Origin of the sequence: Streptomyces canus 299MFChir4.1, assembly GCF_000383615.1 — a bacterium.
GTDB classification, from domain to species: domain Bacteria; phylum Actinomycetota; class Actinomycetes; order Streptomycetales; family Streptomycetaceae; genus Streptomyces; species Streptomyces canus_C.
In genome coordinates this window covers 194,988-213,283 of the sequence record NZ_KB911587.1, presented here as the reverse complement: position 1 = coordinate 213,283, position 18,296 = coordinate 194,988, and the positions used below count along the sequence as shown (strand labels likewise).

Here is an 18,296-nt window from a genome sequence, read left to right as displayed (position 1 = left end):
GATCGAGCCGGACACGGCATCCGCCGGATCGCAGGACGGGAGCGGTCGACGGCGCGGGTGAGGGGTGGGCGCGTCGGGCTGGGGCCTGTCGATTCGGTGGGACCGGGCTTGGTCGATCGAGAAGGGCGGGATCTCGTCGATCGGGACGGGCGCGGCCGGGTCGGGCCGGATGCAGCGGGTGCTGCTCCATCGGGGACCGGACCTGGTCGAGCCGCACATGCTGGGCGCCGGTCCATCGGACAGACCGGACCTGGTCCTGACGAACACGCTGAGCCTCGTCGGTGAGGGACACACTGCGCCGGCCGGTCCAAGACACTCCGCGCGAGCCGATCCGGCCCAAGACGCGCCGCACGAGCCCATCCAATCCCCCCAGCCTGTCCGAGCGCCCGCCCAGCGAGGCTGTGCCGGCCGGCAAGGGGACCCGTGGTCGATCGGCCCAGTCCGGCCTGCACGGTCCGGGGGGTGTGTGGCACCGTGCTGGGAGGCGAGCAGGAAGGGTGGGCGGCGGCATGGGTGATCTCTTTCTGGTCCGGCACGGTGAGACCGAGTGGTCGCGGTCCGGGCGGCACACCGGCTGGACGGACGTACCGCTGACCGAGCGCGGCCTGGAGGAGGCGCGCCGCCTCGTGCCCCTGATCCGCTCCCACCGCATCGGCGCCGCCTTCGTCAGCCCCCTCCAGCGGGCCCGGGAGACCGCGGAACTCATCGGGCTGCACGAGCCGCGGGTCGACGTCGATCTGCGTGAGTGGGACTACGGCGGCTACGAGGGCGTCACGACCGTGGAGATCCAGCGGGAGCGTCCGGACTGGTTCCTGTTCACGGACGGCGTGGCACCCGGCCCGCCCGACCACCCCGGGGAGAGCCCGGAGCAGGTCGGCGAGCGGGCCGACCGGGTGCTGGCCAAGGTGGACGCGGCACACGCGAACACCGAGGGGTGCGTGGTGCTGGTGGCGCACGGTCACTTTCTGCGCGTGCTCACCGCCCGTCGGCTCGGGCTCCCCCCGTCGGCCGGGGCGCTGTTCCAGCTGGCGACCGGGACGCTGGGTCGGCTGGGTACGGAACATGGACGGCCGGTGATCGCCGGGTGGAATGTCAGACCCCCGTCGTAGCCTTCGAAGCGGAGGGGCCGGTGATCCGTACGGCCCGTCGTACGGCCCTCCCGAGGAAGGAGCACGCCGTGACGCGACCACCCACCGCCGCGCAGCGGCGTGTCATCGACGCCGCCGATCCCGTCACCGGGCGGATCAAGGGCACCGAGGCCCAGCTGGAGGCACTGGTCAAGCGCGGGCTGGCCTTCCGGCATCCGAGGCCACCGCACGATCACTTCCTGACACCGGCCGGGCACCGGGTACGGGAGACGGTCGAGGAGGAGCCCGAGCCGACCGCCGCCCCGGCCACCGGTGGGGTGTTCGCCGCGCACATCGGCGGCACGCAGGAGGCAGCCGACACCGGTCCGGCCCGGACGCGTGAGGTGCACAGCGCCTGGCAGGGGCTGCTGGAGCTGCGCCGGATGACCAACCCCGACGGGGCCACGGAGCGGCCCTGCGGCTGGGAGCGCGCCCATCTGGTGCAGGCGGCCGCGCTGGCGCTGGAGGCGGCCGGGCACGCGCCGGAAGCGGGGGGCTCGCCCGGCTACCGGGTGCGCGCGACCCCGCAGCCCGAGGCCGTGGCCGTGCACGCGCCGGAGGGCGAGACCCTGCGGGCCTGCGCGATCACCCTGGAGAAGGCCGGCTGGCAGGTCGGCGAGTACACACAACCGCGGACCAGGGCCCGGTACCTGCTGGCCTCGCCGCGCCGCGTGTAGGGGGCACATGCCAGGATCGGGCCGGTAACTGCCGTGGCGTGAGAGGGGATTGACGTGAGTGAGCCGTTTTCCGTGCCAGTGACCGTCCGCGGGTACGAGACGGACGTACAGGGCCACCTCAACCAGAGCGTGTACCTCAACTACGCGGAGCACGCCCGCTGGTCGCTGCTCGATGCCGCCGGGATCACCCAGGCCGCGCTGATCGGCAGCGGGGTGGGCCCGGTGGCGCTGGAGACCACCATCCGCTATCTGCGGGAGCTCCTTGCGGGTGACGAGGTGGACGTGACCTGCGGATTCGAGTGGGGCGAGGGCAAGACGTTCCGCATCCGGCAGACGATCCGCAAGAAAGACGGCACAGTCGCCGCCGAGATCACCGCGGTCGGCGGTCTGATGGACCTCAAGGCGCGACGCCTGGTCGCGAACGCGGGCGAGGTGCTCAAGGGCTTGGCCACGGACCCGAGTCTGCTGTAGCTCAGGCCGGCTCCGGTTCCCGCTCGGCGTCGTAGTTCGCCCGGGCCTCGGCGATGTAGACCCTGTTGCGCTCGGCCCAGTCGGTCAGGCGCTGCAGGGTCTCGTGCAACTCACGGGCGACGGGGGTCAGTTCGTACTCCACCCGGGGCGGCACCGTCGGATGGACGGTGCGGGTGACGAGGCCGTCGCGCTCCAGGTTGCGCAGGGTCAGGGTCAGCATGCGGCGGCTGATCCCCTCGATGCTGCGCTCCAGCTCGGTGAAGCGGATGGGTCCGTGGGCGGCCGCGACGAGGATCTGCACGCTCCATTTGCCGGAGACCCTGTCAAGAACTTCCCGCACCGGGCACGCGTGCGCGTTCACGACCTGGACGGTTACACCGGTGTTCCTCTGGGACATCGAACTGCCTCCTTACGGTGCTCCCCATGGTCACTGACGATGTTCCCCGTTACAAGTCGTGCACCAAGGCCCGTTGTCGGAACCCACGGAGAATGCGGAGGCCACGCCGCCATGACAGCCGTCGTCGAAACCCCCACGCGAGCGCTGCGACGAACGTACTCCCGCTGGACGGCTCTGGTCGTCCTGTGCGCGGGAACGCTCATGACGATCCTGGACGGCAACATCGTCACCGTCGCCATGCCGGCCGTCCAGAGCGACCTCGGCTTCTCTGGGCCGGGCCTCGCGTGGGTGGTCAACGCCTATCTGATCCCGTTCGGCGGGCTGCTGTTGCTGGTGGGCCGGCTCGGCGACCTGGTCGGCCGCAAGCGGATGTTCGCGGCGGGGCTCGCCGTGTTCACGGCGGCGTCCGTGCTGTGCGGGGTGGCCACGAGCCAGGGCACGCTGATCGCGGCGCGTGCGCTTCAGGGCGTGGGCGGGGCGATGACCGCGGCGGTGGTGCTCGGCATGCTGGTCGCGCTGTTCCCCGAGCCGCGTGAACAGGCCCGCGCGATCGCGGTGTTCAGCGCGGTGGGTGCGGCGGGCGGGGCACTGGGCACGTTCCTCGGCGGGGCGCTGACGCAGGCACTGAACTGGCACTGGATCTTCCTGATCAACCTGCCGATCGGGATCGCCGCCCTGCTGGCGGCGATCCGGGTGCTCGACGCGGAGGACGGCGAAGGTCTGGGCCGGGGCGCGGACTATCCCGGGGCCGCGCTGGTGACTGGTGCGCTGATGCTGACGGTGTACGTGATCGTCGGATCCGGCGACCGCGAGCCGACCACCACGCTTCTCCTGGCCCTGGCCGCCGTCGCCCTGTTCACGGCGTTCACCCTGCGTCAGGCCCGTGCGGCCCGCCCCCTGCTGCGGCTCCGGCTGTTCGGCTCCCGACTGCTCTCCGGCGCGAACGCCGTGCAGATCCTGATGATCGCCACGATGTACGGCTTCCAGTTCCTCGGGGCGCTGTACGTCCAACGGGTGCTCGGCTTCGGCGAGTTGCTCACCGGTACGGCGTTCCTGCCCGCGCCGATCGCGATCGGGGTGCTGATGCTGGGACTGTCGGCACGGACCATCGGGCGGTTCGGCCCGTACCGGGTGCTGCTGGCCGGGCTCGTCCTCATCGTCGCCGGAATGGCCCTGTTGAGCCGTGCGCCGGCCGAGGGCTCGTACGCCGCGGACGTCCTTCCGCCGCTGCTGTTGCTGTCCGTCGGCTTCGCCGCGGCCATGCCCGCGTTGACCGGTCTCGCCATGTCGGGTGCCCGGGAGGAGGACGCGGGACTGGCGTCCGGGTTGTTCAACACCACGCAGGTGGTGGGGGGTTCGCTGGGGCTGGCGGTGCTGTCGGTGCTGGCGGCGGGTCGCACGGAGGGGTTGCTGGCGGGCGGGGCGGGCCTGGGCGCGGCCACGGCGGAGGGGTATCAGCTGGCGTTCCGGGTGGGGGCGGGGATCGCCGTGGCGGCGCTGGTGCTGGCCGCGGTGGTGCTGCGGCCGCGAGCGAGGGAGTGAACCGCCTTCAGAGATGCCACGCCGTGCCCGTCCGGCGGCCTCGGGCACATCGTGGCTGTCGCGCAGTTCCCCGCGCCCCTGGGGTGGGTGCAGTCCACGCGCTCACAGCCGCACCCCGCGGGGAACTGCGCGACCAGCCCCTGCCGCCCCGCAGTCGGGACCCGGCCTCAGCCCCGGCCGAACGCCTCCCTGTGGTCCCGTGCCCACTCCCGGTACGTCCGTGGCGGACGACCCAGCACCTCCTCCACGTCCCCGGTGACCACCGCGTTGCCGCCCTCGGCCACGAAGCGGACGCTTCGCAGCATTCCCTCCGCCGACTCCTCGCTCCACCCTGAGGCGACCAGCAGTTCGCGGGTCTCCGGTGGGGTCAGTCCACGAAGCTCCACGCGCCTGCCAAGCACCTCGCCCAGAGTCGCCGCCTGGTCCTGGGGGCTGGGCGTCTCGGGTCCGGTCAGGGTGTACGTCCGCCCCACGTGCCCCGGACCGACCAGCGCCGCGACCGCGATCTCGGCGACATCCCGCGGGTCGACCACACCTTGCCGCCCCTCCCCCAGCATGTTCGGTACAGGTGTGCCCGCCCGAACCGCCTCCGCCCACCCCAATGTGTTCGACGCGAAGGCCGAGGGCCGCAGGATCACCCACTCCAGGCCGCTCTCCCGGACCGCCTCCTCGCCGTGTCCGTGCGCGATGCCGCCCAGCCCCGTCCTGGGGTCCCCCGCGCTGATCGCGGAGAGCTTCACCACGCGCCGTACTCCCGCCGCCACCATCCCCCGGTCGCTGTCGGCGTCCTCCGGGCCGAAGACGCCCACCAGGAAGGCGGCGTCGGCGCCCGCCATGGCCGACGCCACGGAGTCGAGATCGCGATGGTGCCCCCGGACCGCCTCGACCCCCGGCGGCAGTTGGGCCCTGCCCGGTTCCCGCGTGAGCGCGCGCACCTTCTCGCCGCGCGCCACGAGCCGTCGTACGACATCACTTCCGATGGTGCCCGTGGCACCCGTGACCAGGATCATGACCACCACGGTGGGCTCCGCAGCGGTCCGGCCGATAGGAAATTCCGGCACGTTTCGCGCGCCCGAACCCCCCGCTCCCCCGCTTACGGTGGATGCGTGACCAACTCCGTTTCCGAGCGGGCCCCGCGCACCCCCGACGCGCCGGGTCCGTGGATCGCCGGGATCGGCGGCCTGGCCGTGGCGGCGGATCCCCGGGAGCCGTTCGTCCAGCTGCCGGACCCGACGACCAAGGTGATCGTCCGCAGCGAGGCGCGCGGCCGGCCCACCCTGCTGGTCTCGGGGCCCCGCGTCCGGGCCACGTACCACGCGGGCAAGACGGACGTGTCCTGCGTGGAGGTACGGCTCGCGCCCGGCACCACCCGCCCGCTGCTGGGCGTCCCCGCGGTCGCCCTCGTCGGACGGATCGTGCCGCTGGGCGCGCTGCCCGGCCCGGCCGCGCGGCGACTGGCGTTCGAGCTCGCTCGGCTGGAGCCCGAGGAGGTGGCCGTCCGGCTCGCGGACGTCCTCCCGGACCGGCTGCCCACGGCGGCCGACGGGGCACGCGCCGAGCTGCTGCGCGCCGCGGTCGCCGCGCTGTCCGTCCGCTCGGGTCGCACACCCGGTCATGTCGGCGAAGTGGCTCGCGAACTCGCCGTCAGCGAGCGCCAGTTGCGCAACCTGTTCAGTGACGGGGTCGGGCTCTCGCCCAAGCACTACACCCGCATCGACCGCGTCCGCGCCGTGCTCGCCCATGCCGGCGAGCTGGCCTCGGCCGAACTGGCCGCCGTCACCGGCTACTACGACCAGTCCCACATGACGGCTGACTTCCGCACCCTGATGGGTGTCCCACCGCGCTCCTACTTCACCGGACGGCTTCCCGCCCCCCGCGCCTGCCAGGTGATCGACAGCCAGTGACCCGAGTTCACGGTGACCCCCTGTCCAGAACAGCCGCCCGCCGCACCCTGCTCGCCGCCCTCGGAGCCGGAGTGCTGAGCTCGCGGTGGCCGTCCGTCGAGGCCGCGGACCCGACCGGGCTCGACGACCCGGTCAAGAAGGACCTCGCGATGCGGCTGGTGTCCAGCGCGGAGAACTCCTCGCTGGACTGGCAGGCGCAGTACGCGTACATCGAGGACATCGGGGACGGCCGCGGCTACACCGCCGGCATCATCGGGTTCTGCTCCGGTACGAGCGACATGCTGGCGCTGGTCGGGCTTTACACCGAACGGGTCCCCGACAATCCCCTGGCCCGGTATCTGCCTGCCTTGCGCGCGGTGGACGGCACCGACTCGCACGAAGGGCTGGACCCGGGCTTCCCGGCGGCCTGGCGGGCCGCGGCGAACACCTCCGCGTTCCGCCAGGCGCAGCGGGACGAACGGGACCGCGGCTACTTCGACCCGGCGGTCGCGCGCGCCAAGCGGGACGGTCTGGGCACGCTCGGCCAGTTCGTCTACTACGACGCGATGGTCATGCACGGCCCCGGCACCGACCCACTGAGTTTCGGCGGTATCCGCGGCCGGGCCCGGCAGGGTGCGGACACCCCGGCGGACGGCGGTGACCAGACCGCCTACCTGCACGCCTTCCTGGACGCCCGGGTGTGGGCGATGCGTCAGGAGGCGGCCCACCATGACGTGAGCCGGATCGAGACCGCCCAGCGGGTCTTCCTGGAGCAGGGCAATCTCGACCTGGACACGCCGCTCAAGTGGAAGGTGTACGGGGACAGTTACGAGATCGGCTGAGCGGAGACGGTCTCCATGGGGTGGGTGACGTCCTGGGCGTCCGCGCCCCGGCCGAGGTGGTTGAAGACCAGGTTCAGCGCCACCGCCGCCACGCAGCCCGTGGAGATCCCCGAGTCCAGGACGATCCTCGCCGTCTCGGGGAAGGCGTGGTAGAACTCCGGCGCGGTGATCGGGATGATGCCGACGGCCAGCGACACGGCGACGATCAGGACGTTGTTGTCCTTGTCCAGGCCCGCCTTGACGAGGGTCTGGATGCCGCTGGCGGCCACCGAGCCGAACAGGACGACTCCGGCGCCGCCGAGCACCGGGCGCGGGACGACGGCGATGAGCGAGGCGGCCATGGGGCACAGGCCCATCAGCACCAGGAAGGCGCCGCCGGTGGCGACGACGTAGCGGCTGCGGATCCTCGTCATCGCGACCAGGCCGATGTTCTGGGCGAAGGCGCTGCACATGAAGCCGTTGAAGAGGGGGCTGATCGCCGAGCCGAGGGTGTCGGCGCGCAGACCCGCGGCGATGGTCCTCTCGTCGGCCGGGCGCTCGACGATCTCGCCCAAGGCCAGCATGTCCGCGGTCGACTCGGTCATCGAGACCACCATCACCACGCACAGCGAGAGGATCGCGGCGAGCTGGAACTGCGGGGCGCCGAAGTGGAAGGGGGTCGGGAAGCCGACGACGGCCGCGTCGGTGACGGGTCCGAAGTCCGTGGCGCCGAAGGGGATCGCGAGGAGCGTGCCGGCCACCAGGCCGATGAGCACGGCGACCTGCTTGACGAAGCCTCGCGTGAACCGTCGCAGGAGGAGCACGATCCCGAGCGTCGCCGCCGCCAGGCCCAGGTTGGTCGTCGAACCGTAGTCCCGCGCCGCCGGATCGGGGCCCTGTGCCCAGCCGAAGGCGACCGGCAGGAGCGAGACACCTATCAGGGTGATGACGGTCCCGGTGACGACCGGCGGGAAGAAGCGGATCGCCTTGCTGAAGAAGGGGGCGGCGAGGAAGCCGAGGAGGCCGGCGACGATCACCGCACCGAAGATGACCGGCAGGGCGTCGGACTTGTCGTCCGTGGAGGCGACGACCGCGGTCATGGGGGCGACGCCTGCGAAGGTGACGCCGTTGACGAAGGGCAGCCGGGCGCCGATCTTCCAGACGCCGAGGGTCTGCAGGAAGGTGGCGAGGCCAGCGGTGAACAGGCAGGCGCCGGTGAGGAAGGTGAGGTCGGTGGCGGAGAGGCCGATGGCCGCGCCGACGATCAGGGGCGGGGCGACGACTCCGGCGTACATGGCGGCCACGTGCTGGAGGCCGGTGGTCGCCATCTTGAGAGCGGGGAGCTTTTCGTCGACGGGGTGGACTGACACTGCGGCTCGCCTCCGGGCGGTTGCACGGCCGCCGGAAAGCGGTGCCGTGGGTTTCATGGAGGTGGTGCGCGGGCATGGGGGCACCTCCCGCTCGAGCGAAGCCGAGAGTGGGGGAGGGACCGTTGGACGGGGACCGTTCCGGGGCGCGTGCGTCCAACACGCGCCCCGGGCACGGCCGCCATGGAGCCCGCAACCGGGGTCCACGGCCGCCGGCCGGGAGCCGTCCCTCCCGACCGGAGTTCTTGGGTGAAGTGGTCAGCTCTGCGCGGCGATGCGCGCGAGACGCTGGGCCTGTTCCCGCGTGGAGCGCGCGATGGCGTCCTCGTCGACGTGCAACAGGCGTCCGTCCTCGACGATCTGACGGCCGTTCACGAACGAGGCCGTGACCGGGGCCGCCGCACCGAAGACCAGCGCGGTCACCGGGTCGGCGATCGAGGCGTGGGCGAGGGTGTCGAGCTTCCACAGCACCAGGTCGGCGAGCTTGCCCGCCTCCAGGGAGCCGGTCTCGGCCGCGCGGCCGAGGACCTGGGCGCCGCCGTAGGTGCCGAGGCGCAGGGCCTGGCGGGCGTTCAGGGCGGCCTCGCGGTGGGCGCCGAGGCGGTTGATGAGCAGGGCGTTGCGCAGCTCGGTGTGGAGTTCGCCGGACTCGTTGGACGCGGTGCCGTCGACGCCGAGGCCGACCGGGACACCGGCCGCGAGCATGTCCGGGACCCGCGCGATCCCCGCGGCCAGGCGGGCGTTGGAGGACGGGCAGTGCGCCACGCCCGTCTTCGTACGGGCGAACGCGGCGATGTCGGAGTCGTTCATGTGGACGCAGTGCGCCATCCACACGTCCTCGCCGAGCCAGCCGGTGGACTCGAAGTAGTCGGTGGGGCCCATGCCGAACAGCTCCTTGCAGAACTGCTCCTCCTCCACGGTCTCCGAGCCGTGGGTGTGCAGCCGCACGCCGAGGCGGCGGGCCAACTCGGCACCCTGGCGCAGGAGTTCGGTGGAGACGGAGAAGGGCGAGCAGGGCGCGACGGCGACCTGGGTCATCGCGTCGAAGGAGGAGTCGTGGTGCTCCTTGACGGTCGCCTCGGTCGCGGCGAGGGCGCCCTCCAGGGTCTCCACGGCGAAGTCCGGGGGCAGACCGCCGTCCTTCTCGCTGCGGTCCATGGAGCCGCGGGCGAGGGTGAAGCGGACGCCGGTCTCGCGGGCGGCGCGGATGATCGCGCCGGACAGGTCGCCGGAGCCGGCCGGGAAGACGTAGTGGTGGTCCATGGCGGTGGTGACGCCACCGCGGGCCATCATCGCCAGCGAGCCCTGGGCGGCCGCGTAGACCATCTGCTCGTCGATGCGCGCCCAGGTCGGGTAGAGCGCGACGAGCCAGTTGAAGAGGTTGTGGTCGGTGGCGAGGCCGCGGGTGATCCACTGGTAGTAGTGGTGGTGGGTGTTGACCAGGCCGGGGGTGACCAGGTGGCCGGTGGCGTCGATACGGCGGTCGACGTTCTCCAGGCCCTCGGGGGCCCTGCCCGCGCCGAGCGACTCGATGCGGTTGCCGGCGAGGACGACGTACCCGCTCGGGTACTCGGTGTCGTTGGCGTCCACGGTCGCGATCGAACAGTTCTCGATGACGATGCGCCGGTCTGCTGCCATGGTTCGTCCTTTGCGCTGAGGTGGAGAGGGCACGGCAGGACCCCGGGAGTTTGAGTGCCGCGGCCGGAGGGCCCTTCCGGGCCCTTGCCCGGCCGCGGGTGCCGCGAGGGGGTTGCTAGAGGTTCGTGAGGTCCACCGGGATCCTCGGCTCGACGCCGTCCCGCAGGACGGTCGCCTCGATCAGGCCGTAGGGCCGGTCGGCGGCGAAGTACACCTCGTTGTCGTTCTTGAGGCCGAAGGGCTCCAGGTCGACCAGGAAGTGGTGCTTGTTGGGCAGCGAGAAGCGGACCTCGTCGATCTCGCCGCGGTTCTCGATGATCCGGGAGCCCATGGCGTAGAGGGTCTGCTGGAGGGAGAGGGAGTACGTGTCCGCGAACGCCCCCAGCATGTGCTTCTTGACCTGGGCGTACGACTCCTCCCAGTCCGGCGCCGCCTGGGCGTCGTCGGTCCAGTTGAAGCGCCAGCGGCTGGACACCTCCGTCGCCAGGATGCGGTCGTACGCCTCGGGCAGGGTCGTGTACTTGTCCTTGACGTAGCCCCAGAACTCGGAGTTGGTCGAGTTCATGACGGTCAGGTCCTTGAGCCCGGAGACGACCTCCCACGACGAGCCGTCGTAGGTGATCTGCGTCAGCCGGGTCTCCTGGCCCTGGCGGACGAAGGAGTGCGCGTCCTCCCCCGGCGTCTCGATCCGCTCCCAGGAGTACTCCTCGACGCGGATGCGGGCGGTCCTGATCGGCTCCTGCGAGGTCACGAAGTGCCGGGCGAGGTGGATGCCGAACTGCTCTGCGGACTCGATGCCGTGCTCCTTGGCGAACGCGTACACCGTGTTCTTGGTGGTGTCGGTCGGCAGCACGTTGGCGTTGGAGCCGGAGTAGTGGACCTCTTCCATGTCGCCGGAGAGCGCCACGGAGACGTTCAGGTCCTTGATGTGGTGGGTGGCGCCGTCCCGCGTGATCTTGACGACTCGGTTCTCGGACTTGCCGTACTGGTTCTGTCCCAGGATGGGCATAGCTAGCTCCCTCGGTAAACGGAGTAGCCGAACGGGTTGAGCAGCAGCGGTACGTGGTAGTGCTCGCCCGGTACGACGGCGAACGTGATCGCCACCTCCGGGAAGAACACACCGGTACCGCTGTCCCGATTCGCGGGGGCGTCCTGCTGCGTATCGGCTTGCTTCTTCAAGAAGTACGGCTCCACGGCGAAGTCGAGCCGTACGTGGGTGGTTCCCTCCGGCAGCGCCGGCAGGTCCTTGCACCGCCCGTCCGCGTCGGTCGCGCTGCCGCCGAGCGTCTGCCATTCCCCCTCTTGCCCCTCGTGGGAGGACCGGCCGCTGCGAGCCGCGAGCCGGACGGCGACGCCCTCGGCGGGGCGGCCGACGCTGGTGTCCAGAATGTGCGTGGACACGGATGCGGTGGTGCTGGTGCTCATGTCGCTCAGACCTCTTCGACGATGCGGGCGAGCCGGATACGGTTGATCTTGCCCAGCTCGGTGCGGACGATCTCGCGTTCCCGCTCCGGCGCGTTGCCGATCCGCTCCTTGACCGCGTCGCGCATCTGCTCGCCGGTGCGACCGGTCGCGCAGATCAGGAAGACATGGCCGAACCTCTCCTGGTACGCCAGGTTCAGTTCCAGCATCTCCGCCTTGAGCTCGTCGGAGGCACCGGCCATGCCGCGCTGTTCACGGGAGGAGGTCGGGTCGCCGGGCTTGGGGCGGCCGATCGGCGGATGGCCGGCCATGGCCTCGGCGAGGTCGTCGGGGGTCAGCTCGGCCATGGCGGCGTCGCTGGTGGCGTAGAGGTCCTCCGCGGTCGCGTAGGGGCGGGCGCCGAGCAGACGCCGAGCCCACGCCGTCGAGGCGCACGCCTCAAGGAGGACCGCGTGGGCCGCGTGCTCCTCCAGGACGTTGAACCGGGCCAGGCCGGGGGACGTGGAAGTCGAAGTCACGGGAGTCAGCTAACGCCCCCACGCGAATCACGTCAACACTTTGTTGAAAATTCGGGGTTACGAAACCCGCAGGGCCCCACCGTCTACGTTTTGTCCCGGTTCAGGTAGTTGTAGACCGTGAAGCGGCTCACCCCGAGAGCACTCGCCACGGTCTCCACGCCGTGCCGTACAGAGAAGGCGCCGCGCGCCTCCAGTATCCGTACGACCTCCTGCTTGGCCTTGCGGTCCAGGTCCGACAGCGGCTTGCCCTGCTTGCGCTCCATGGCGGCCAGGATGTGATCGAGGGAGTCCGCGAGCTGCGGCAGGCGTACGGCGACCACGTCGGCACCCTCCCAGGCGAGCACGACGTCGTCGGGGCCGGCCTCGTCCGGCGGGAGCAGCTCGCCGCCCATGGCGTCGACCAGCGGCTTCACCGCCGAGATGAACGGCTCGTCGGCGCTCACGCGTCCCCCTCCCCCAGCACGTTGACCTGGAGGGAGATCCGGGTGGCGCCGGAGGCCAGGGTCCTGCGCAGCAGGGCGCCCACGGCGGTGAGCACCTCGTCGGCGCCACCTTCGGCCGTGTTGCCGAACGGGCCGACGTCCACCGCGTCCAGCTCGGCCGCCTCGATGACCTCACGGGCCACGAGCGCGTGCGCCGGGGCCTCGTCGAGGTCGAAGGGCTCGGTCGTGAACTCCACTCTCAATCGCACGCGCACAACCTAACCCGAGGTGCCGTTTTCCGTCGGGCCCTCTTGACAACGCCGCCGACCCGACGGCAATCTTCCAATAAGCAGAAACTAACTTCCGCATTACGGAATACGAAGGACTACGACACGGAAGGGAGCGCCGCGACCGATGGGATTCGCCGACCAGCGCTTCAACGTCAACCTGTCGATCCTCTTCACGGAACTCCCGCTCCTGGAGCGCCCGGCGGCGGCCGCCGCGGCGGGCTTCACCGCGGTCGAGCTGTGGTGGCCCTGGATCGACACCCCCACCCCCGAGCGGTCCGACCTCGACTCCCTGAAGAAGGCGATCGAGGACGCGGGCGTTCGGCTCACGGGCCTGAACTTCTACGCCGGCGAACTGCCGGGCCCCGACCGCGGCGCCCTGTCGATCCCCGGCGAGGAGTCGGAGCGGTTCCGCGCCAACATCGACGTGGCCGCCGACTTCGCCGGGTCCCTCGGCGCGACGGCGCTCAACGCCCTGTACGGCAACCGCGTCGACGGCGTGGACCCGGCCGAGCAGGACGCGCTGGCGCTGGAGAACCTGGTCCTCGCGGCCCGCGCGGCCGACCGGATCGGCGCGATCCTCCTGATCGAGGCCCTCAACAAGCCCGAGTCGCCGCTGTACCCGCTGGTGAGCGCGCCCGCGGCGGTGGGGATCGTGGACAAGGTCAACAACGCGACCGGCCTCGGCAACGCGAAGTTCCTGATGGACCTCTACCACCTGTCCATGAACGGCGAGGACCTGCCGGCGGTGATCGATGAGTTCGCCTCCAAAACCGGCCACGTGCAGATCGCCGACAACCCGGGCCGCGGGGCGCCGGGCACGGGCTCGCTGCCCCTCGACGACCTCCTCGACCAGCTGAAGAAGGCGGGCTACGACGGCTGGGTGGGCCTCGAGTACAAGCCGGGCGACCGCCCGAGCGCCGAGACCTTCGACTGGCTGTCCCGCTGACCCCACTTTCCTGAGAGGCACCCCACCATGAGCAACCTCGCGCATTCTTCCCACCCAGCCCGCCCGGCGATTGCCTGGATCGGCCTCGGCATCATGGGCTCCCCCATGTCCGAGAACCTGGTCAAGGCGGGTTACGACGTCACCGGCTTCACCCTGGAACAGGACAAGCTGGACCGGCTGGCCGCCGCCGGTGGCACTGCCGCCGGTTCGATCGCCGAGGCCGTGCGGGACGCCGACGTGATCATCACGATGGTGCCCGCCTCTCCGCAGGTCGAGGCCATCGCGTACGGCCCCGCGGGCATCCTGGAGAACGCCCGCTCCGGCGCCCTGCTGATCGACATGTCCTCGATCACCCCGCAGACCTCGGTCGACCTGGCCAAGGCGGCGAAGGACAAGGGCATCCGTGTGCTGGACGCACCCGTGTCCGGCGGTGAGGCCGGTGCGATCGAGGCCGTGCTGTCCATCATGGTCGGCGGCGAGCAGGCCGACTTCGACGAGGCCGAGCCGATCTTCGAGGCGCTCGGCAGGACCATCGTGCTGTGCGGTCCGCACGGCTCGGGCCAGACCGTGAAGGCCGCGAACCAGCTGATCGTCGCCGTGAACATCCAGGCGTGCGCCGAGGCCGTGGTCTTCCTGGAGAAGTCGGGCGTGGACCTGAAGGCCGCGCTGGACGTGCTGGGCGGCGGCCTCGCCGGCTCGACCGTGCTGACCCGCAAGAAGGACAACTTCCTTCAGCGCGACTTCGCGCCGGGCTTCCGGATCGACCTGCACCACAAGGACATGGGCATCGTCACCGACGCCGCCCGCAACGTCGGCGCGGCCCTGCCCGTCGGCGCCGTCGTCGCCCAGCTGATCGCCAGCCTGCGTGCACAGGGCGACGGGGGCCTGGACCACTCGGCGCTGCTGCGGGCCGTGGAGCGCCTGTCGGGCGCCCAGGTCTGACACCCCGAAGACTCCGGGCGGCGCCCTCGCTGACATCTGTCCTGTCGCGCCCAGGCGGTGGCGCCGCCCGGAAACCACGCCGGCCCCCGGGGCCGGAGACGTGGTCGAGAGGAATATCGCGCAGTACTGAGACTCCCTGACCGCACCCGACGCGCCAGGCGACCCGGATGAGGGGTTGTCGCCCGGTACCGGGTGCGGTCGGGGGAGGACCGCGGCGGCGTGCGAGCCAGTGCGGTGGTGAAGGTCCCGGGCCCTCCTTCTTCGACCTGAGGGAAGGAGCGCGTTCCCGGTTCCGTCGCGGCCGCCGCGGTCCCGGCAAGACCGGCAGGAACCCGCGCCGGATACGGACGGTCCCGTATCAGGCGCTCTGCCATGTGGCGGCTACGGTCACCGGGGTGCGGATTGCGGCGGATGGCAGGACGCTGAAGGCATGGCAGCACAACCGACACGGCATCCGCATGTCGTGGTGCACGCTCCGGCCCTGGACGGGTCCCGGCGCGTCACCGTGAACGACGAGAACCTCGGCGTCGCCTCTCACCTGGACGACGTCGTCGAGCTCCTCCGGCTCGCCGACCTGGACCGGATCGAGGTCGAGGACGACGACATCGTGGAGTGGCAGGGCGGCGGTCCCGACGACTGGCCGGGGCTGTCCGAGGACCAGGAGGGGTGAGCGGGCGTACGGCAGCGGTCGTAGGCCGACCGCGGAATCCTCAAATCAACCTCTGAACCTGATTCAGGGGCTTCTGCCGGACCCGTTCCCGGGCGCACTCTCATCACACGAGGTTCGCCGGCACGGGGGCGGCGGGCATCGCGACGGGGGACGGCTTCGGGGGAGCCGGGCACGGGAAAGGGCGGTCCGACCTTCACGGTGGGACCGCCCTTCAGCTGTGCGCGGGGTCAGACCTTCAGCGGCTTGACCGACGTCGGCGCATGGCCCGGCTCCGTCGCGATCTCCTCGAACTCGACCACGTTGCCTATGTCGTTGGTCGTCGACATCGAGATGTTGGTGACCCTCTCCAGGATGGCCTCGACCACGACCGGGACCTGGAACTCGGCGGCGAGCTTCTTCGCCTGCTCCAGGGCCGCGCCCAGCTCCGCCGGGTCGGTCACCCGGATCGCCTTGCAGCCAAGACCCTCGGCGACCTTGACGTGGTCGACGCCGTAGACGCCCAGCTCCGGGGAGTTGATGTTCTCGAACTCCAGGTTGACCTGGAAGTCGATGTCGAAGGCCCGCTGGGCCTGGCGGATCAGGCCCAGGTAGGAGTTGTTCACGAGGACGTGGATGTACGGGATCCGGTGCTGGGCCCCGACGGCCAGCTCCTCGATCATGAACTGGAAGTCGTAGTCCCCGGAGAGGGCCACGACCTGCGCCTCGGGGTCGGCCTTGGCGACGCCCAGCGCGGCCGGGATCGTCCAGCCGAGGGGGCCCGCCTGACCGCAGTTGATCCAGTGGCGCGGCCTGAAGACGTGCAGCATCTGGGCACCCGCGATCTGCGACAGGCCGATCGTCGACACGTAGCGGGTCTCCGGGCCGAAGGCCTTGTTCATCTCCTCATAGACACGCTGGGGCTTGATGGGGATGTCGTCGAAGTGCGTACGGCGCTGGAGGGTCGCCTTCTTCTCCTGCGCGGAGGCCGCCCACGCCGAGCGGTCGGGGAGCCGGCCCGCCGCCTGCGACTCCCTTGCCACCTCGACGAAGAGCTCCAGGGCGGCCCTGGCGTCGGAGGCGATGCCGTAGTCCGGCGCGAAGATCCTTCCGATCTGGGTGGGCTCGACGTCGACGTGGACGAACTTCCGGCCTGCCGTGTAGACGTCCAGCTTGCCGGTGTGACGGTTGGCCCAGCGGTTGCCGATGCCGAGGACGAAGTCGGACTCAAGGAAGGTGGCGTTGCCGTAGCGGTGCGAGGTCTGCAGGCCCACCATGCCGGCGTTCAGCTCGTGGTCGTCGGGCAGAACGCCCCAGCCCATGAGGGTCGGGACGACCGGGATGCCGGTCAACTCGGCGAACTCGACGAGGAGTTCGGCCGCGTCGGCGTTGATGACACCGCCGCCGGCGACGATCAGGGGGCGCTCGGACTCGTTGAGGAGAGCGAGCGCCTTCTCGATCTGCGCGCGGCTCGCGACCGGCTTGTACACCGGGAGCGGCTGGTACGTGTCCGGGTCGAACTCGATCTCGGTGAGCTGGACGTCGATCGGCAGGTCGATCAGGACCGGCCCCGGGCGGCCGGAGCGCATGAGGTGGAAGGCCTGCTGGAAGACGCCGGGGACCTGGGCGGCCTCCAGGACGGTGACCGCCATCTTGGTCACCGGCCCCGCGATGGAGGCGATGTCGACGGCCTGGAAGTCCTCCTTGTGGATCACGGCGGTCGGGGCCTGGCCCGTGATGCACAGGATCGGGATCGAGTCGCCGGTCGCCGAGTACAGGCCGGTGATCATGTCGGTGCCGGCGGGTCCTGAGGTCCCGATGCAGACACCGATGTTGCCCGGGTGGGTCCTCGTGTACCCCTCGGCCATGTGGGATGCGCCCTCGACATGGCGGGCGAGGGTGTGGTGGATGCCCCCGGAGGCCTTGAGCGCGGCATAGAAGGGGTTGATCGCCGCGCCGGGGACACCGAACGCGTCCGTGACACCTTCGCGCTTGAGGATCTCAACTGCCGCGCGGGCAGCGGTCATTCGAGCCATCGAGTACTCCTGCTTCGACTGCTTCTACGGCTTCGGCTGTCGGATGCGTACTCCCGTCGCGCCCCGCGGCGAGCACTTCCGTATTGCGGAATATGTTTTCTACTATCTGGAAGCAATGTAAGTGGAGGGGTCGGGGCCGTCAAGGGACGAAGGTGGTCAAGAGACGGACAGACGGCCGCCTCCTGGAGGACGATGAGGCCATGTCCGAGAGCGTCTCGGTGCGCTGTCCGGTCTGCCGGCGCGAGCACCTCTACGCGGCGCCGTCGTACCCGTGCGAGTGCGGCGCCCCGGTCTGCCCGCCGCTGGACCGGCACGGCGCGCCCACAGCCGTCACCCACCAGGTCTGGGACGAGGCGTGGGTCTCCGTGGAGTGCGCGGTCTGCGGCCGCAAGGCCGAGTGGCCCCAGCCGGAGCTGGGCTGTGGCTGCGGAACGGTGCTGCGGATTCCGGTGTCCGGGGAGACCTGCTCGTGGCCGGAGCCGGACGTGGACGCCGAGGTGGACGCCTCCGCTCCCCCGCGGCGCGCTTTCCAGCCGATCACGATCCGCACCGCGCGTGACGCGGTCACCGTGGCCGCGCTGTATCTGCGCTGGCTCGGCTACGAGGACATCCGGCGCGCGGACCAGCGGCCGCCGTCCGGCATCGGTCTCGCGGCCCGCGGGCTGCTGGCCCAGGTGGACCCGACCGTACGGCCGGCCTCACCGCGGGACGTGGAGTGCCTGTGGCTGACGGCCATGACGGAGTCCGCGCACTGCGTGTACTTCTCCCTGTCCGGCTACACCCCCGAGGCCCGCGCCCAGGCCGACTCCCTCGGCGTGCCCCTGTTCGTCCTGGACCTGACGGGCACACCGCAGCCGGTGAACGGCCTGGCGGACGAACTGGACGGCGGGTAGGCCTCCGGCGGCGGGGCGGCTTGAGCGCACGGGGCCGGAGCGGGGGCTGGTACGTGGCGCCGTCCGGACGGGGACGCCGAGCCGCATCACCGCACGGCGAGGCCGCCTCGACACCACCCGACCAGCGCCACCGGATGGGGGGCGATCGCGCCAAGGGCATGCTGCGCCGACGCCAACACCCAGACCGCCGGGCACCCCAACAGCCAACACCCACCAAACCCGCCCGGGCAGCGCCGAAGACCGGGACGTCACCCGAGC

Annotated in this window: 20 protein-coding genes; 10 read left to right on the top strand and 10 right to left on the bottom strand. The window is 71.1% G+C overall.

From position 1 onward, the window contains the following. Positions 1–509: 509 nt before the first annotated feature. The 3 genes from H293_RS0116855 (at position 510) to H293_RS0116845 (ending at position 2,275) form a co-directional block, all read left to right on the top strand. Entirely contained in the window at positions 510–1,109 is a 600-nt protein-coding gene (locus H293_RS0116855; protein WP_020119034.1) for a histidine phosphatase family protein, read from the top strand. A gap of 68 nt (positions 1,110–1,177) precedes the next feature. Further along, positions 1,178–1,804 (top strand): hypothetical protein, encoded by a 627-nt coding sequence (locus H293_RS0116850; protein ID WP_020119033.1) that lies wholly within the window; start codon positions 1,178–1,180, stop codon positions 1,802–1,804. 54 nt (positions 1,805–1,858) lie between these two features. Then, positions 1,859–2,275, top strand: coding sequence for an acyl-CoA thioesterase (locus tag H293_RS0116845; protein WP_028807911.1), 417 nt, complete (start codon positions 1,859–1,861; stop codon positions 2,273–2,275). Between the two features lies 1 nt (position 2,276). Here H293_RS0116845 and H293_RS0116840 read toward each other — a convergent pair whose 3' ends face one another. Continuing rightward, positions 2,277–2,672, bottom strand: coding sequence for a winged helix-turn-helix transcriptional regulator (locus H293_RS0116840; protein ID WP_020119031.1), 396 nt, complete (start codon positions 2,670–2,672; stop codon positions 2,277–2,279). Positions 2,673–2,783: 111 nt separating this feature from the next. Between H293_RS0116840 and H293_RS0116835 the strand changes: the two genes are divergently transcribed. Further along, entirely contained in the window at positions 2,784–4,214 is a 1,431-nt protein-coding gene (locus H293_RS0116835) for an MFS transporter (RefSeq protein ID WP_028807910.1), read from the top strand. Between the two features lie 167 nt (positions 4,215–4,381). On the opposite strand, the gene H293_RS0116830 is transcribed toward H293_RS0116835, so the two are convergent. Continuing rightward, positions 4,382–5,233 carry an NAD(P)H-binding protein gene (locus H293_RS0116830; RefSeq protein WP_020119029.1) on the bottom strand — a complete coding sequence of 284 codons (852 nt, stop codon included), beginning with the start codon at positions 5,231–5,233 and terminating at the stop codon, positions 4,382–4,384. Between the two features lie 87 nt (positions 5,234–5,320). Here H293_RS0116830 and H293_RS0116825 point away from each other — a divergent pair, with 87 nt between their 5' ends. After that, positions 5,321–6,118 carry an AraC family transcriptional regulator gene (locus tag H293_RS0116825; RefSeq protein WP_020119028.1) on the top strand — a complete coding sequence of 266 codons (798 nt, stop codon included), beginning with the start codon at positions 5,321–5,323 and terminating at the stop codon, positions 6,116–6,118. After that, complete coding sequence (locus tag H293_RS0116820; protein ID WP_020119027.1) at positions 6,115–6,939, top strand: chitosanase; 825 nt, start codon at positions 6,115–6,117, stop codon at positions 6,937–6,939. The genes H293_RS0116825 and H293_RS0116820 overlap by 4 nt, the downstream gene beginning before the upstream one ends. On the opposite strand, the gene H293_RS0116815 is transcribed toward H293_RS0116820, so the two are convergent. The 7 genes from H293_RS0116815 to H293_RS0116785 form a co-directional block, all read right to left on the bottom strand. Continuing rightward, positions 6,924–8,288, bottom strand: coding sequence for a nucleobase:cation symporter-2 family protein (locus H293_RS0116815; RefSeq protein WP_020119026.1), 1,365 nt, complete (start codon positions 8,286–8,288; stop codon positions 6,924–6,926). The two genes, H293_RS0116820 and H293_RS0116815, sit on opposite strands and share 16 nt — an antisense overlap. A gap of 255 nt (positions 8,289–8,543) precedes the next feature. Beyond that, positions 8,544–9,923, bottom strand: coding sequence for an 8-oxoguanine deaminase (locus H293_RS0116810; RefSeq protein ID WP_020119025.1), 1,380 nt, complete (start codon positions 9,921–9,923; stop codon positions 8,544–8,546). Positions 9,924–10,038: 115 nt separating this feature from the next. After that, positions 10,039–10,932 (bottom strand): factor-independent urate hydroxylase, encoded by an 894-nt coding sequence (gene pucL, locus H293_RS0116805; RefSeq protein WP_020119024.1) that lies wholly within the window; start codon positions 10,930–10,932, stop codon positions 10,039–10,041. A gap of 2 nt (positions 10,933–10,934) precedes the next feature. Then, the gene (uraH, locus tag H293_RS0116800) at positions 10,935–11,348 is read right to left on the bottom strand and encodes a hydroxyisourate hydrolase (protein ID WP_020119023.1); all 414 of its coding nucleotides are present in this window, start codon (positions 11,346–11,348) and stop codon (positions 10,935–10,937) included. A gap of 5 nt (positions 11,349–11,353) precedes the next feature. Next, the gene (gene uraD / locus H293_RS0116795; RefSeq protein WP_020119022.1) at positions 11,354–11,863 is read right to left on the bottom strand and encodes a 2-oxo-4-hydroxy-4-carboxy-5-ureidoimidazoline decarboxylase; all 510 of its coding nucleotides are present in this window, start codon (positions 11,861–11,863) and stop codon (positions 11,354–11,356) included. Positions 11,864–11,946: 83 nt separating this feature from the next. Beyond that, positions 11,947–12,255 carry a helix-turn-helix domain-containing protein gene (locus tag H293_RS0116790; RefSeq protein ID WP_051138120.1) on the bottom strand — a complete coding sequence of 103 codons (309 nt, stop codon included), beginning with the start codon at positions 12,253–12,255 and terminating at the stop codon, positions 11,947–11,949. A 47-nt stretch (positions 12,256–12,302) separates the two neighbouring features. Next, complete coding sequence (locus H293_RS0116785; protein ID WP_033415459.1) at positions 12,303–12,554, bottom strand: YkoF family thiamine-binding protein; 252 nt, start codon at positions 12,552–12,554, stop codon at positions 12,303–12,305. A 145-nt stretch (positions 12,555–12,699) separates the two neighbouring features. Here H293_RS0116785 and H293_RS0116780 point away from each other — a divergent pair, with 145 nt between their 5' ends. The 3 genes from H293_RS0116780 to H293_RS0116770 all read left to right on the top strand — a co-directional run bounded on the left by H293_RS0116780 (position 12,700) and on the right by H293_RS0116770 (position 15,133). Next, positions 12,700–13,521 carry a TIM barrel protein gene (locus H293_RS0116780; RefSeq protein ID WP_020119019.1) on the top strand — a complete coding sequence of 274 codons (822 nt, stop codon included), beginning with the start codon at positions 12,700–12,702 and terminating at the stop codon, positions 13,519–13,521. A gap of 27 nt (positions 13,522–13,548) precedes the next feature. After that, entirely contained in the window at positions 13,549–14,463 is a 915-nt protein-coding gene (locus tag H293_RS0116775) for a 2-hydroxy-3-oxopropionate reductase (protein ID WP_020119018.1), read from the top strand. 430 nt (positions 14,464–14,893) lie between these two features. After that, positions 14,894–15,133, top strand: a complete 240-nt coding sequence (locus H293_RS0116770) for a hypothetical protein (protein ID WP_020119017.1) — start codon at positions 14,894–14,896, stop codon at positions 15,131–15,133. A 227-nt stretch (positions 15,134–15,360) separates the two neighbouring features. Here the strand turns inward: H293_RS0116770 and gcl are convergent, their stop codons facing one another. Next, on the bottom strand, positions 15,361–17,145 hold the full coding sequence (gene gcl / locus H293_RS0116765; protein WP_028807909.1) for a glyoxylate carboligase: 1,785 nt from the start codon (positions 17,143–17,145) through the stop codon (positions 15,361–15,363). Between the two features lie 200 nt (positions 17,146–17,345). On the opposite strand from gcl, the gene H293_RS0116760 reads away from it, so the two are divergent. Then, positions 17,346–18,038, top strand: coding sequence for a hypothetical protein (locus H293_RS0116760; protein WP_033415458.1), 693 nt, complete (start codon positions 17,346–17,348; stop codon positions 18,036–18,038). Positions 18,039–18,296 lie beyond the last annotated feature (258 nt).

What these genes read in the sequence shown, in the direction of transcription:
- H293_RS0116855 (WP_020119034.1), top strand. Translation starts at nt 510, where the DNA reads ATGGGTGATCTCTTTCTGGTCCGGCACGGTGAGACCGAGTGGTCGCGG.
- H293_RS0116840 (WP_020119031.1), bottom strand. Translation starts at nt 2,672, where the DNA reads ATGTCCCAGAGGAACACCGGTGTAACCGTCCAGGTCGTGAACGCGCAC.
- H293_RS0116835 (WP_028807910.1), top strand. Translation starts at nt 2,784, where the DNA reads ATGACAGCCGTCGTCGAAACCCCCACGCGAGCGCTGCGACGAACGTAC.
- H293_RS0116810 (WP_020119025.1), bottom strand. Translation starts at nt 9,923, where the DNA reads ATGGCAGCAGACCGGCGCATCGTCATCGAGAACTGTTCGATCGCGACC.
- pucL (WP_020119024.1), bottom strand. Translation starts at nt 10,932, where the DNA reads ATGCCCATCCTGGGACAGAACCAGTACGGCAAGTCCGAGAACCGAGTC.
- uraH (WP_020119023.1), bottom strand. Translation starts at nt 11,348, where the DNA reads ATGAGCACCAGCACCACCGCATCCGTGTCCACGCACATTCTGGACACC.
- H293_RS0116790 (WP_051138120.1), bottom strand. Translation starts at nt 12,255, where the DNA reads ATGGGCGGCGAGCTGCTCCCGCCGGACGAGGCCGGCCCCGACGACGTC.
- H293_RS0116780 (WP_020119019.1), top strand. Translation starts at nt 12,700, where the DNA reads ATGGGATTCGCCGACCAGCGCTTCAACGTCAACCTGTCGATCCTCTTC.
- H293_RS0116775 (WP_020119018.1), top strand. Translation starts at nt 13,549, where the DNA reads ATGAGCAACCTCGCGCATTCTTCCCACCCAGCCCGCCCGGCGATTGCC.
- H293_RS0116770 (WP_020119017.1), top strand. Translation starts at nt 14,894, where the DNA reads ATGGCAGCACAACCGACACGGCATCCGCATGTCGTGGTGCACGCTCCG.
- gcl (WP_028807909.1), bottom strand. Translation starts at nt 17,145, where the DNA reads ATGGCTCGAATGACCGCTGCCCGCGCGGCAGTTGAGATCCTCAAGCGC.
- H293_RS0116760 (WP_033415458.1), top strand. Translation starts at nt 17,346, where the DNA reads ATGTCCGAGAGCGTCTCGGTGCGCTGTCCGGTCTGCCGGCGCGAGCAC.